This is a genomic window from Paenibacillus sp. GCM10023252 (genome assembly GCF_042653305.1).
Lineage (GTDB): Bacteria > Bacillota > Bacilli > Paenibacillales > Paenibacillaceae > Pristimantibacillus.
Map to the genome: position 1 here is coordinate 23,272 of NZ_JBHSHW010000032.1, position 12,549 is coordinate 35,820.

Here is a 12,549-nt window from a genome sequence, read left to right on the forward strand (position 1 = left end):
TAAAATGATGCAAGTATTAGTGGGTGCAACATCCTTATATTGGCAGTAACTTTCACAGCGGATGAGCCGTCTTATAGTGTAGATGAAGACAACAGATCATGACAACGTCATTCACGTATGGGAGGCTTGCCAGTTATGCGTAATAAATCGATCTACCTATCATCAGCCTTGCTCTTGTTCCTGCTATGGTTCTGCTCTTCGTTATTCTACTCCACCGGAGAGGAGTGGTGGTCGGTCTATTCCGTGCAACATACGGGCTATAATACGTATCTGGCAGTTCTATCCTGGGAGCAGATGCTCGCGTTCGCAGTCGTGGCGCTGGTGCTAGCCTTCGTGCCGTATAAGATGATACTGAAGTAAGCAGATTCGGGAGGCGAAGGTGATAGGCACCCTTGGTTCAAAAAAAAGATACGGAAGACGCAGCAGCAGCCCAGCAACCCAGGAGCTCAGGAGCCCAGAAGGCCAGGAGGCCGGGCATGACAGTGTCTAGGCAAGTATAGTCTTGTACACTTCGATGGCCCTTGCCCGCGATGCCTTCACATCGACTATGGCATGGGGCTCTGGCAGATGAATATCCCGGTCAGACTGATGGGCGAGCTCCGGCAGCCAACGTCTGATATAGTCCCCGCTCGGGTTATGCGTCTGCGACTGCGTCACTGGATTCATAATACGGAAGTAAGGCGCAGCGTCGTAGCCTAGGGACGAGCTCCACAGCCAGCCTCCGCGATTGAGCGTGTTGTCGTAGTCGCTTAAGTGAAGGCGGAAGTGCTGCTCGCCTAGCGTGAAGGGACAGAGCAGATTCTTCGTCAGGAACATGGCGGTCACCATGCGCAGCCGATTGGGCAGCTCGCCCGTCTGCAGCAGCTGGGTCATAGCGGCATCAATGATAGGAACGCCGGTCTGGGCGGTCGCCCACGCTTCGAAGTGCCGATCCGACAGCGGAGACTGGTCGACAAGATGCTCGTACCGGAAGAAGTTCTCGTGGAACATCGCCTGGTACAGATAGAAGTCCCGCCATGCGAGCTGGCGGATCCAGGTGTCCGCGCCATAGCTTCCCTGCGCGGACTCATACGCCTCGCGAGCGGAGATCGCGCCGGCGTTCAAGAAGCGGGCGAGCCCGCTCGTGCCTGCGGCGGCGTAATCATCCCGCCGCTCCCCATAGGCGGACAGCCGCTCGCGCACGAAGCGGCTGAGCTCGCCCTGCGCCTCGGGCGCCGCGCCCGCTGCCGCGCGCTCGGCGCCTTCGGCGAGCGCTGCCGCAATGGCCGGCGGCAGCGCGAAGCGCGCGGCTACGCCGCTGTCGAGGCTGCCGACCGTGTGCAGGTCTCGGACCGTGGTGCGGCCCGCTGGCGCGTAGTGCTGCTGCATGTAGGTGCTCCACATGCGGTGGAAGGGCGTGAACACCTTGTAAGGCTCGGAGCGCCGAGCGAAGGTGTGGAACTCTTCGAGATCCGCCAGCGGAGCATCGGCGAGGGGCAGCCACTTGCGCCCGGCGTGGCGGGTGGCTTGCTGGAGCTGCTCATCGCGCTGTCTGGCGTATGGCGTGTAGTCTGCATGGACGATTACCTCGTCGATGGCTGGATATGCACCAAGGAGTGCTGCTGTAATGTCGGCAGGTTGCCCATATAAGAGATGAAGCGTCTGGCCGGCATCGGCATACTGGGCGATGAGCTGAGCTGCATGGGTTAGGAAGGATCGGCCGCTGTGAGCGGTGAGCCGTTCCTTAGTAGTAAGTGCCGGATCGAGGATAAGCAGATGTAGGCCAGGGTCCTTATGGTTGCGAATAATATAGTCGAACGCTCTAAGATCTGTGATTCGCAGATCCTTGCGGTGGGTAAATAAGTACATACACCTCGACACCCCTCTATTTTTTTGCTAGCAACATTGTTGAAACAACTCTACTACTCTCTCGTATACTCTACCATAACGTATCCAAGCGCAACAAAGCCGCATACAGCTTGTCCTGGCAGACAAACCGCAGCGGCTTTATTGTAAAAAATATGAGGACTACCATTACTTCGTTAGATGGCCTACTCGTCAGCGTACTTCTCGAATGTAGCGGTATTCATGACTCGGCGAGCAGTAACATAGTTATTTGTGTAGTAGGATTCGCTTAATTTGCTGATCGTCACACCCTTGCTGGATGATGAATGTGCAAATTTTCCGTCCCCAACATAAATGCCTACATGTGAGATTCCGTTGCCGCCTGTTTCGAAGAATACGAGGTCGCCTGCAATCAGATCGCTCTTAGCGATTTTCTTGCCAACTCCAGCTTGTGACTTCGACGAGCGAGGAAGGTCAATTCCCATCTTGTCGAAAACATAAGAAGTGAAGCCCGAGCAATCAAAGCCCTTCGTGGTCGTGCCTCCGTACTTGTACGGCGTACCAAGAACATCCTTGATAATGCCGTCCATCTTGGAATCTGCAAATGCGCTCCCAGCTTGGAAGGCGAGCAGCATCGCGAGTCCGATAAGCAGTGCTGTAACTTTCTTCAATGGTGAAGCTCCTTCCAATGCCTACGAGGTTAGCTGTGGGGTTCGGTTGAAGGATCCCTATGATTTATCCGGCATCTAGTCCCTAAGGAGGATGGTGCTGCCCAAAATCAATTCACCCAGTGTGGTTCCCCCGTTTCCATCAATCGGAATTCGGCAGTATTTTTTTGCTGGGCTAAATATTCGATCTTTTTCACAGTTCTCCTGCAAATGTTGGGAAATTCTAATAATTCTCATGTTAGGAATGAGGGGTGTAGGAAGCGCTTGCATTGTTAATATGTAGGGGAAAACGCTGAGAAGGCAGGCTGGATAAGGCATGTTGGGGAATCGTATGGGAGTTAATCTATCATTCCAAGATTCGACAATCGGGAGAAAAATGAGAGAAATGAAAGAGAGAAAAGACCTAGAGGCCGGTGGGCTTCTGGGTCTTTTTATTGATATTTAGATGGGGCCAGATGAAAGGAAGCCATTGAAGAGATGGGTTCCGCGTCCTTTGCTGCACTATCCCCTTCCGTCAGGAGAGGGGTAAGTTCTGCGTTCTTTGCTACACTATCCCCTTCCGTCAGGAGAGTGGTAAATCGGTGCAGTGAAGGCTGTTTTTTAAGGTTTGCATAGATTCTGAGTGTCTTGAAATCCAAAAATATGTGCAATTAGTTATTCCTGAACGAAGGGGATAGTGTAGAAAAGGAGAGAGAACGAACCCTGAACGAAGGGGATAGTGTAGAAAAGGAGCAAAAGAAACATAAGCGTGTAATAACCTTGCCTTGATCATGTGAAAATTAGCCAATGCCATCTATTGCATCGATGTACCAGGGGATGTTCTCCTAATCTTATGTGGCTTCCCTTGCTGGTTAGCTGATAGGGATGTAATTGCTCCCATTTTTGTGCCTCTGCCCATGCTGGTTAGCGGATAGGAGTGAATTTGCCCCATTCTGATACACCTACCCTTATTCGATAATGCAGCACAATCTTAATCTATAGAAAAAAAGATCTCTCCAATAAGGAGAGACCTAGGTAGTAACCGATTCCTTCACATTCTGTATTGTCGTAGAACTGTATCTCAGACGCAGCACCGTAACACTTCGCTGCTACCCCCGTCGGGACTGCAAGCAGTCGAGCTGCGCGGCGACCGTCCACACCTTGACGAGCGTGCGCACCAGGTGGAATCCCTGGTGCAGCACCAGCGCGAGCAAGCCCGCCCACACTAGCGATAAGCTGGTGACGAAGGCGGAGAGGCCGGCGCCGATTGCCCACATGAGCAGTGAGATGCCCGCATAGGGCAGGAAGTGGCGAAGCGCGGTCCACAGCGAGCCGAGTATGCCTCCCTCGCCGGACGCTGCGCCCAGCTGCATGGCGAGGAAGAGCATGTGTATGAGCACGGCCCATGCCAGCCAGCCGGCTGCGTAGGGAAGCGTCGTCTGCAGCAGCTCCGCAGACGAGCCGCTCTGAAGCAGCGCCCGCAGTGCAGCGGGCAGCAGCCACCAAGCAGGGGCGAGCGTCAGCAGCGCTCCTGTCCAATACAGCAGGCCTACCGGCTTCCAGCAGCGCCGAATGCCGAGCATGAACTGCGTGCCCTTGCCCTCCTCGGCATGGTGCAGCGAATAGAACAGTCCTGCGTTGAAGATTGGAGTGAGCAGCATACGGGCGAGTAGAATGCAGCCGAGAGTCCAAGCGTATGGCTGCAGCAGCTCGGTTCGCATGAGCTGGAACTGCGATTCCATTAAGAACTGAGAGACCGCCGTATTCGAAGGGTAGCTGTCGGGGAATCGCCTGAGCAGCGGTGCTACGACATCATCCACGAAGCGGTAGAGGAAGAATCCCCACATTAATTGGTACAAGAATAAGAAGATAATAATGGCAAAGTGCCGTACAGCCAGCTGCCACCCTCTGCGCATATGAGTCATCAGCATTATTACGTCCTCCTTCCACTAACCTGCGCTATACTTACCACCCAATTGCGCCTACGATGATCTCGAGCATTTTGGCCGCGCCAACACTCCATCTCGTCCGCTGCTTGCCCTCAATCTCGGCCTTCATGAAGTTGTTGATCTGCTTGTTGTCCAGCACATTCGTATGCTGAGGATCGAGCGCCGCCCACAGGAGCGGGGTGTTCTGAATAAGCTTGAACTGCATATGGGCCTGGGAGCCATCCCACTGCTGTGTTAACGCATTACCGTCCGCGAAGCGGAACTCGATTGGAATCGGACCATATGAGCCGCCGCGCTTCGACACCACGACCGTTGACTCATACACTCGCTTGCCGTCCTTCTCTGCAGGCTTCACCTGAATCGTGTCCACTGCGAAGTCCGCCATCTCATTCCCATACACATACTGGTTGAAGTAATTCGTCCACTTCGTCTTCGTCACACCCTCCACCACCTTCTGAAAATCCGAGGTCGAAGGATGCCGGAACTTGTACTTGCTGAAGTAGGTTCGCATAATCTTCTGCATCGTCTTCGTGCCGACTTGCTTCTCCATGCCGACCAGCACCAGCTTCGCCCGAATATACACATTCTCGGCATAGTGATTGTTGTCGTCATATGACCAGGACAACTGCTTAAGCGGGGCAGGATCGGTCATGTAGCTGGACTCCACCCGCAGATTCGGTTCCACCCCGTACTCGCTCTCCATCACCTTGTCCTCGGCATAGGAGGTGAAGCCCTCGTCCAGCCAAGCTTCCTCGAACTCATTCGATGCGACCATGCCGTACCAATACTGATGGCCAATCTCATGGACGACCGTCCGCTCGAGGTCATAGCCCGGATTATCATGCTCCGCAGCGAAGGCGGTGACGAGCGTCGGATACTCCATGCCGCCCGCTCCGTTCCCGCCCTTCGGAGGAACGACGACGGAGAGAGTCGAGTAGGGGTACTCGCCATACCACTGCGCATACTTGGCTAAGGAGGTCTTGGCAGCATGCATATACCGGTCCTTCAGATGAGCATGGGCAGGGTCGAGATAGAGCTTAATGCGGACGCCCGGCACACCCTTCGTCGAATAAGCCGCTTCGTCATAGACGAAGTCAGGAGATGCTGCCCAAGCGAAGTCATGCACATCGTCAGCGTAGAACTGGTAGATCTTCAGCCCGTCCTTCGTCTCGATCGGCTTCGTCTGGAAGCCGGTCGCTGCGACCTTATACTTCGCCGGCACCTTGATGCGCACGCTGTAGATGCCGAAGTCGCTGTAGAATTCCGAGTTGCCGTGATATTGATGCGCATTCCAGCCCTCCGAGCTGCGCCCGCGCGTCCCTGCGGTCTCATAGACCGCCAGCTTCGGGAACCATTGCCCCGCCATGATGAAGTCCCCTGAATAGCCCATGCGAGCGAACACCTCCGGCAGCTTCACCTCGTAGGACATCCGCAGCGTGACCGACTTGTTCGGTTCAACCGGGACGGGCAGGTGGAGCTTGGCCAGCGTATAATCGTCGTGATTGCCGTCATCGGGCTGCTCGTAATGAAGCCGCGGGAGCAGTGTCTCGCCCTCCGTCGTCTTCAGCGTCAGCAGCTTCATATAGCCCAGTGAATCCGAGGTGGCCTTGTCCTGCCGCAATTGCCCGCCGGATTCGCGCATGAACGTCGACTTGTCAGAGAGGAAGGCGTTGGGATATAGGTGGAAATATAGCTCAGAGACCGTCTTGCGCCCAGGGTTCGTCCACGTCACGGACTGCTCGGCGGTAATCGTCTTCGCCTCTTCGTTCAGGCTAGCCTGAATGTGATACTCCGTCACGCGCTTGCTCAGCGCGACCGGCTTCGGCTGCATGACGGAGTCCGGCTCCTGCGCCGCGGCTGGAGGCTTGGCCGTATTGGAAGGAGGAGAGGGCTTGGCCTTCGTGGCTGGCGCGTAGGCATACGTATATTGGGACAGCCAAGCATCCCCGAAGCCCTGCAGGGAGAATACGAGCAGGATCGCAGTAAGCAAGAAGAGCGCTAATCGTGTGACATGGCGTGGAGTCATTCAACTTTTCCCTCCCGTTGACAAGCATCTAGTGGATGTATATGTTTGCTTTTCACAGAATATTAGCTAAAATGGAATTAAGTTGTGCACGGGGCGAATGCCCGCTTGAAATAGAGGAAAGTGCGCGCCATTGCTGGGAGGAAGGCGACAGCTGAGAAGCCTTGGGGTGCGAAAGCTTCAGCGTGAGAATGATGGGGAAGGCGTGATATAGATGAGTGAACAGCAGGGGCAAGGGCAGGCCGGAGGGCCGGAGAAGAAGGAGAAGCGAACGCTGTCTCTGAACGTAGTGAGCGGCAAGGAGCATCGCGGATTCGGAGCGGGGACGGTAGATCTTAGCCAGGTAGCCTGCGTCATGATTGACAAGGGCGAGGTGTATATCGACGTCGGCGCGATGCATGCGAAGAGCAAGATTGAGAAGGGGATCAAGTTCACCCCGAACAAGGAAGATACGCCGAATGGACGCCAGTGCTGGATTGTATGGGTCGCGGTGGACCGCAAGGAAGAAGGCTCCTACTATGCCGGAGCGACCGCTTGCGAGATGCTAATTGACACAGAGGCGCGCCGCGGCTGGAAGATACTAGCGGATCACGTGAACAAGCTCGATGCGGCGATCAAGCGCCGTTACAAGCTCGAGGAGCTGGGACCGGAAGACAAGGCGGGGCTGCGCGAGTTCCTCATTGGCCACAATGCGGAATGGTGGGCGAATTCGCCGGATGAGCTGAAGCAGGCGCTGGTGTAAGTTACGCTGGCGTAAGCGCGAAGAACTGCAAGCTTGCAGGGCGTAAGAGGGCTCATAGCAGCAGGGTTAGGATAGAGGCAAGGCGAAGGGGCGGTCTCACTCATCTTAGGATGAAGGAGGCTGCTTTTTTTTATATGTCATACAACGATAGAGATTCAGCTGGTCCGGCAATTAAGTATTGAGAATTACAGAAGCGCTACTATAATGGAGGGGAAGGCCGAATTCAGCGAAGAGGGGAGGCAGACACATGTCGACTACCTTATATAATGATTCGAAGCAAGCGCTATCAAGGAGCACGCCCGTACCCATCATTCATACGCTCGGGGATTTGGTGAAGCGAGCGGGGGCGCTCGGGCCGCGCCGGTTGATTGACTATGAGCTCCTGTACTTCCCGAACGGAACCGGGACCCTCTATGAGGTAGAGGGAGAGGAGTATTGCCTCGATAAGCCGGGCTTCATTATTACGAGGCCCCAGGAGCTGCACAGCTATCGCTATAACCCGGAGCTCCCGTCCCGCCATCTATTCGTCCACTTCCGCTTGGATGAGGAGCCGTCCGAGGAGCTGAAGCTGCCCATCCTTAAGGTCGGCGGTCCGGCCTACATCCCGCTTGATCAAGAGCTGCTTGTCGGCATGCTGAAGCAGATCATGCGGATTGCATACACCTCTCCAAGCCAGCTCCAACAACGAGGCGGACCGCTGCTGCTCGCCCTGCTGGAGGAGATTAATGCAGAGGCAGCGGGCCACTCGGAGTCTGAGCCTGTCAGAGCGCCGTCTCCTCCTATTGCGAAGGCTCTGGATTACATGGAGAAGCACTTGGCCGATCCGCTGACAGCAGGACAGCTGGCCCAAGTAGCCGGTTGGACCCATGAGCACTTCACCCGCTCGTTCGCCAGGCAGATGGGACGCGGTCCTAGAGATATGATTATTCATCGGCGGATCGAGCGGGCGTGTCAGCTGCTGCTGTACGAGGATTGGAATGTGAAGCGGATTGCGAGTGAAGTAGGTTTTGCCGACGAGAATTACTTCTACCGTATGTTCCGCACGTTGAAGGGGATGACACCGACCCAGTACAGGCACAAGTACTATCATCCCAGCTATCGAGAGGTGTTCCCGGACAGTGGGGAGGATACCCTCTATCCCCCTAATCGCATCTTGTACAACATCTGGGAATGTTACGAGGAATAAGCGGTCTAGGGTGTATCAGAGCCCTGTTCGTTGGAAGCACCGCACGTAATCAATGGCAAAATCACTTGGATACACCGGCTGTTCCGTATTCCCGCTCTCATGCGATGGCACTTCATAGATGTTCAGCATCAGCTGCATGGGATAGCTAGGTGATTGCTGAGAGTGATGGATCAGCTCGTTGTCCACATAGAAGCTAACGCCTTCAGGAGTCCAATCTACCGCGTAGATATGGTATCTCGTCGGATCCATAGCAAATTCACGTTCGATGAATTCCTCATCAATCGTTGGGTCACCGAAGGCATGGATGCCGAATCCAAGTGTGCACGATCCATCCCTCACGTTCCATCCCTTCAGCTCGAACGGGCAGATCTCCGCTGAACGCTCAGGTGAATCCTCGAAGCCAATCATCCAGAACCCGCACACATTCCTCGGCGTGCCTAGACCTCTAGCCCGTATCTCGAAGAAGCCGTACTGCGGGACAAATAATCGCTCCTCAGCTTGTTCCTCGCGAACGAGACACTGGGGAGAGAACCGGTGCTGCCCAAGCGGACTGGAGAGCGGCCCTGAGAACACTCCCGTCTGCAGGTTGCTTACCTTCACACTGCCATTGAATTCCGGACTCCACGGCTGTTGGTCCTCGGTAATGCGCAAGAGGAGCTGACTATCGTCGAATTGATAATTAGCAGCCCCATTCCGCCTGGAGCTCCATTGTGGCAGGTAATAAGGCAGCCACTTCGTGCGATCCAGCTCGCTTGTCTCGAAGTCATCCTGGAAGACAAGGGTGTAGCCAGGCTTGACTAACGGGTTCCTTGGATAATCTAGCATGCTCATGCTCATCGTAGTGCTCACTCCCTCATTCGATTCTTGTCCATTGTCCCTCATCATGGCTGTAGGGAACAAGCGAACAGACAAAAAAAGCTCCGAAAACCTGGGGTTCTCGGAGCTTGTATACATATAGGTGCTACAGAAGGCCGGCTTCCTTCAAGTTGAGATAGCTGACCAGAGCGGTCTCATAAGGAGTTAAGCGGCGCAGCTCATCCTGCTCCACGGTCATCCACTCTACCCCGCCTATCTCGCAAGCGGCCTCAATCGCCGCGGCTATGGGAACGACGCCTGTGCCTAGTGCTGTCCATCGGCGCGGCTCCTCCAGCGTATAGACGTCCTTGAGATGGATGGCGGGGACGCGCCCTGCCATCTTGCAAATGACGTGAGCGGGGTCCGCGCCGCCGAGAGCGATCCAGGCTGCATCCAAGCGGAAGTACAAGGCAACCGGATCGGTATATTCAGCAAGCAGATCTATGGCATGCAGCCCGTTATAGGTCAGCTTGAACTCATGGTCATGATTGTGGTAGCAGAGCTTCAGCCCTTCCTGGGCAAGTCTGCGGCCAGCCGCATTATAGAGCTCCGCATCGCGAAGTATCGCTTCGCGGGAGTCGCAGGCGGACCACCAGACGGTCACATGATTCGTCTGGAGGAGATGAGCCTCGGAGATGATCCGGTCCAGCTCCTCCCGCAGATCCTGAATGCTTGCGCTGTGTGTCGCTACGCGAAGTCCCAGCTCGTGGAAGCGGCGGACATTAGCCGCTACATCTCCCTCGAGCAGCTGTCCCGCTCCCTCAATCCCCTTGTATCCAATCTCGGCGACTTGCTTCATCGTCCCCCAATAATCCGCCTTCGCTTCTTCATTCACAATGCCGATCAGGGCAAGCTGAGGTCTGTTCATCCCTGTCCACCTCCTGCAGGCTGAAGCGGGAAGTCTCCACTCGCTAACATCGTCACGAATGGGTTATCCTCAACCCCCTGAAGCGGGAACTCTACACGGGCATGGCGGCGAACCGATTCATATAGAGCGAATATGATCTCAGATGCTCGAAGCGCCTTGTGCACCGATACTTCCGGCTCATCCCCAGACTCTAGACAATCTAGTACGTGCCGAACCATGCTCGTCATCTGCTCGGCGGATGAAGTCGGTAAGGAAGGAGCGGTCCAGGCAGGATCGGCATACAGGACCGTCTCGCGAATATCCCCGTCCCAGAACACCTCGATGAACCCCTTGCTGCCTGTCACACGAACGCCTCCCCACATATCCATATCCGGTCCGCCGAACTGGAGGGTAGCTCGAACACCATTGTCGAAGACGACATGTCCGGTAACGACAGATTCCGAAGGAAGACCGAACCAAGCGAGAGTCTCACTCGTATCTACAGCTCCCAGCACCCACTTCGGTGAGCATTCCTGCATATAGCTTAGTGCTTGATCGAACGTATGCGTTCCGCAGTCCAGCAGATTGGGAGGAGCGTACAGTTCCAGCCGCTGCAGCTCGCCGAATACTCCGGCATCCAGCCACTTCCGAACCTGCTTGTTGCCTGCAGCCATACGCCGTTGATGGGAGAAGGTCAGCTGACAGCCCGTCTCCTCTGCCAGGCGGCCCATCTCCAGGCAGTCTCCCCAGGTCGGAGCCATAGGCTTCTCGCATAAGACAGCCTTCACGCCGGCCAGCGCACAATCCCGGAATACCGGCAGGTGGAGGTGGGTCCACAGACAGGTGACCACAACATCCGGCTTCTCCTGTGCCAGCATCTCCTTGTGATCCGTATAGACGGCCGCATCGCTGAATCCGAAGGTGTCTGCCAGACGGACGGCTGATGCGGCTTGAATATCAGATAGGGCTACAACTTGGCAGCGCGGGTCTGCCTGAATGCCGATAGCATGCTCATGCGCTCGTTGGCCGCAGCCTATGAAGGCTACTCGGTAACGGTTGCTCATTGTACAACACTCCTTGAGTACGGGATGTGGGAAGGCGGTTAGTTGAATAGATGAATAGATGAATAGATGAATAGGTGGAACTAGTACCTATTATCGCGGCTCGCTTCCCTCTCGCCAATAGAGGGGAGGGTATATTTACTGGAGGAACTTGATCACCGTGTTCCGGAAGAGGGAAGCCTGATTAATTAGCCTAGCTGTACAATTGATCAAGTCTGTCCAGTTCTCATGCTCTGCCCTCCATTGTGGCAGGAGTGGATATCCCGAATAATAAGGAGGAGAATCTGCAGAGGCAGTGAGTTGAGTAATATTTTGCTGAAAATTAACAGCTAGTAGAGGAGGATGAGAAGGATGGACAACCTTCGTGCTGGAATGATTGGATATGGATTTGCAGGCAGTACCTTCCATGCACCAGTCCTGACTGCGGTACCCGGTATTGAGCTGGTGAAGGTAGTGGAGCGCAGCACGTCTCGCTCTAAGGAGAGGTATCCCCATATTGAAGTAGTGAGTGATGTTCAGAGCCTGTATCGGGACGATTCGCTTGGCCTCATTATCGTAACAACACCAAGCACCGACCACTACACCTTCATACGGGATGCGCTGCTCTCTGGCAAGCATGTCGTCGTGGAGAAGCCGTTCACCGTCACGTCTGCGGAAGCGGATGAATTAATTGAGCTGGCTTCCAGCCTGGGACTGATGCTTAGTGTCTATCATAACCGGCGGTGGGATGGCGATTATCTGACGATTCAGGAGCTGCTGAAGGAAGGACTGCTTGGCGAGGTGGTGGAGGCCGAATTCCACTGGGACTACTTCAGCCCGCACGCTCGGCAGGGCAATTGGCGGGAGCAGGCGCTTCCCGGAGCCGGTATTCTCTATGACCTAGGGGTACACTTCCTTGACCAGGCTATGGGGCTGTTCGGGAAGCCGGAGGCTATTGAAGCGGATGTGCGTATACAGCGAGAGGGCGGACAGGCTCATGATTACTTCGATCTGACCCTTCGCTACAAGGGACAGCTTAAGGTAGTGATGAAGTCTTCCAAGCAAGTGCGAGAGCCGTATCCGAGATACGTCCTCCACGGAACGAGAGGCTCATTCGTTAAGTACGGCCTGGACCCTCAGGAGGACGCGCTGAAGAGCGGGCACACTCCGAGTACGCCGGGCTATGGCATCGAACGGGAAGAGGCATGGGGCAAGCTGCATACTCACATCGGGGAGCTGCGAGTAGAAGGACGTGTCGCGACTCTGCCAGGCTCTTATGCTGCTTATTATCAGAATATCTACGAGCATATTAGGAATGGTGCGGAGCTGGCGGTTAAGCCCCAGCAAGCGAGGATGACGATCCGGCTCGTCGAGCTGGCGCTTCAGAGTGCAGCTGAACGCCGTATGATTGAGATTGATTACTAAGGAGGAAGACA

At 55.2% G+C, this 12,549-nt stretch carries 11 protein-coding genes and 1 riboswitch; of the genes, 4 read left to right on the forward strand and 7 right to left on the reverse strand.

The annotated features are described in order from the left end of the window. Window positions 1-135 precede the first annotated feature (135 nt). Window positions 136-360, forward strand: a complete 225-nt coding sequence (locus ACFO9Q_RS19175; RefSeq protein WP_379185100.1) for a hypothetical protein — start codon at window positions 136-138, stop codon at window positions 358-360. Window positions 361-486: 126 nt separating this feature from the next. Here the strand turns inward: ACFO9Q_RS19175 and ACFO9Q_RS19180 are convergent, their stop codons facing one another. From ACFO9Q_RS19180 to ACFO9Q_RS19195, 4 genes are all read right to left on the reverse strand, one after another. Then, entirely contained in the window at window positions 487-1,848 is a 1,362-nt protein-coding gene (locus ACFO9Q_RS19180; RefSeq protein WP_379185102.1) for an FAD-binding domain-containing protein, read from the reverse strand. 182 nt (window positions 1,849-2,030) lie between these two features. Next, window positions 2,031-2,495, reverse strand: a complete 465-nt coding sequence (locus tag ACFO9Q_RS19185; RefSeq protein ID WP_379185104.1) for a C40 family peptidase — start codon at window positions 2,493-2,495, stop codon at window positions 2,031-2,033. 3 nt (window positions 2,496-2,498) lie between these two features. Then, window positions 2,499-2,661, reverse strand: a riboswitch (cyclic di-AMP (ydaO/yuaA leader). A 919-nt stretch (window positions 2,662-3,580) separates the two neighbouring features. Next, window positions 3,581-4,402 carry a hypothetical protein gene (locus tag ACFO9Q_RS19190; protein WP_379185106.1) on the reverse strand — a complete coding sequence of 274 codons (822 nt, stop codon included), beginning with the start codon at window positions 4,400-4,402 and terminating at the stop codon, window positions 3,581-3,583. A 34-nt stretch (window positions 4,403-4,436) separates the two neighbouring features. Beyond that, window positions 4,437-6,446, reverse strand: coding sequence for a M1 family metallopeptidase (locus ACFO9Q_RS19195; RefSeq protein WP_379185109.1), 2,010 nt, complete (start codon window positions 6,444-6,446; stop codon window positions 4,437-4,439). Between the two features lie 211 nt (window positions 6,447-6,657). Between ACFO9Q_RS19195 and ACFO9Q_RS19200 the strand changes: the two genes are divergently transcribed. Both ACFO9Q_RS19200 and ACFO9Q_RS19205 read left to right on the forward strand, forming a co-directional pair. Further along, entirely contained in the window at window positions 6,658-7,185 is a 528-nt protein-coding gene (locus ACFO9Q_RS19200) for a YwhD family protein (RefSeq protein WP_379185111.1), read from the forward strand. Between the two features lie 247 nt (window positions 7,186-7,432). After that, window positions 7,433-8,371, forward strand: a complete 939-nt coding sequence (locus ACFO9Q_RS19205; RefSeq protein ID WP_379185113.1) for a helix-turn-helix domain-containing protein — start codon at window positions 7,433-7,435, stop codon at window positions 8,369-8,371. A gap of 15 nt (window positions 8,372-8,386) precedes the next feature. Here the strand turns inward: ACFO9Q_RS19205 and ACFO9Q_RS19210 are convergent, their stop codons facing one another. The 3 genes from ACFO9Q_RS19210 to ACFO9Q_RS19220 all read right to left on the reverse strand — a co-directional run bounded on the left by ACFO9Q_RS19210 (window position 8,387) and on the right by ACFO9Q_RS19220 (window position 11,137). After that, window positions 8,387-9,208 (reverse strand): glycoside hydrolase family 16 protein, encoded by an 822-nt coding sequence (locus ACFO9Q_RS19210; protein ID WP_379185115.1) that lies wholly within the window; start codon window positions 9,206-9,208, stop codon window positions 8,387-8,389. Window positions 9,209-9,332: 124 nt separating this feature from the next. Then, entirely contained in the window at window positions 9,333-10,094 is a 762-nt protein-coding gene (locus tag ACFO9Q_RS19215) for a sugar phosphate isomerase/epimerase family protein (RefSeq protein WP_379185117.1), read from the reverse strand. Then, window positions 10,091-11,137: a Gfo/Idh/MocA family protein gene (locus ACFO9Q_RS19220; protein WP_379185119.1), complete on the reverse strand. Its 1,047-nt coding sequence runs from the start codon at window positions 11,135-11,137 to the stop codon at window positions 10,091-10,093. The genes ACFO9Q_RS19215 and ACFO9Q_RS19220 overlap by 4 nt, the downstream gene beginning before the upstream one ends. Window positions 11,138-11,485: 348 nt before the next feature. Between ACFO9Q_RS19220 and ACFO9Q_RS19225 the strand changes: the two genes are divergently transcribed. Beyond that, a complete protein-coding gene (locus ACFO9Q_RS19225) occupies window positions 11,486-12,538 on the forward strand; it encodes an oxidoreductase (protein ID WP_379185121.1) in 1,053 nt (350 codons plus the stop codon). Window positions 12,539-12,549: the final 11 nt, after the last annotated feature.

Bases quoted from the DNA above. Each gene is read 5' to 3' on its own strand.
- ACFO9Q_RS19175 (WP_379185100.1), top strand. From the start codon at position 136: ATGCGTAATAAATCGATCTACCTATCATCAGCCTTGCTCTTGTTCCTG.
- ACFO9Q_RS19180 (WP_379185102.1), bottom strand. From the start codon at position 1,848: ATGTACTTATTTACCCACCGCAAGGATCTGCGAATCACAGATCTTAGA.
- ACFO9Q_RS19190 (WP_379185106.1), bottom strand. From the start codon at position 4,402: ATGCTGATGACTCATATGCGCAGAGGGTGGCAGCTGGCTGTACGGCAC.
- ACFO9Q_RS19195 (WP_379185109.1), bottom strand. From the start codon at position 6,446: ATGACTCCACGCCATGTCACACGATTAGCGCTCTTCTTGCTTACTGCG.
- ACFO9Q_RS19200 (WP_379185111.1), top strand. From the start codon at position 6,658: ATGAGTGAACAGCAGGGGCAAGGGCAGGCCGGAGGGCCGGAGAAGAAG.
- ACFO9Q_RS19205 (WP_379185113.1), top strand. From the start codon at position 7,433: ATGTCGACTACCTTATATAATGATTCGAAGCAAGCGCTATCAAGGAGC.
- ACFO9Q_RS19210 (WP_379185115.1), bottom strand. From the start codon at position 9,208: ATGAGCATGAGCATGCTAGATTATCCAAGGAACCCGTTAGTCAAGCCT.
- ACFO9Q_RS19215 (WP_379185117.1), bottom strand. From the start codon at position 10,094: ATGAACAGACCTCAGCTTGCCCTGATCGGCATTGTGAATGAAGAAGCG.
- ACFO9Q_RS19220 (WP_379185119.1), bottom strand. From the start codon at position 11,137: ATGAGCAACCGTTACCGAGTAGCCTTCATAGGCTGCGGCCAACGAGCG.
- ACFO9Q_RS19225 (WP_379185121.1), top strand. From the start codon at position 11,486: ATGGACAACCTTCGTGCTGGAATGATTGGATATGGATTTGCAGGCAGT.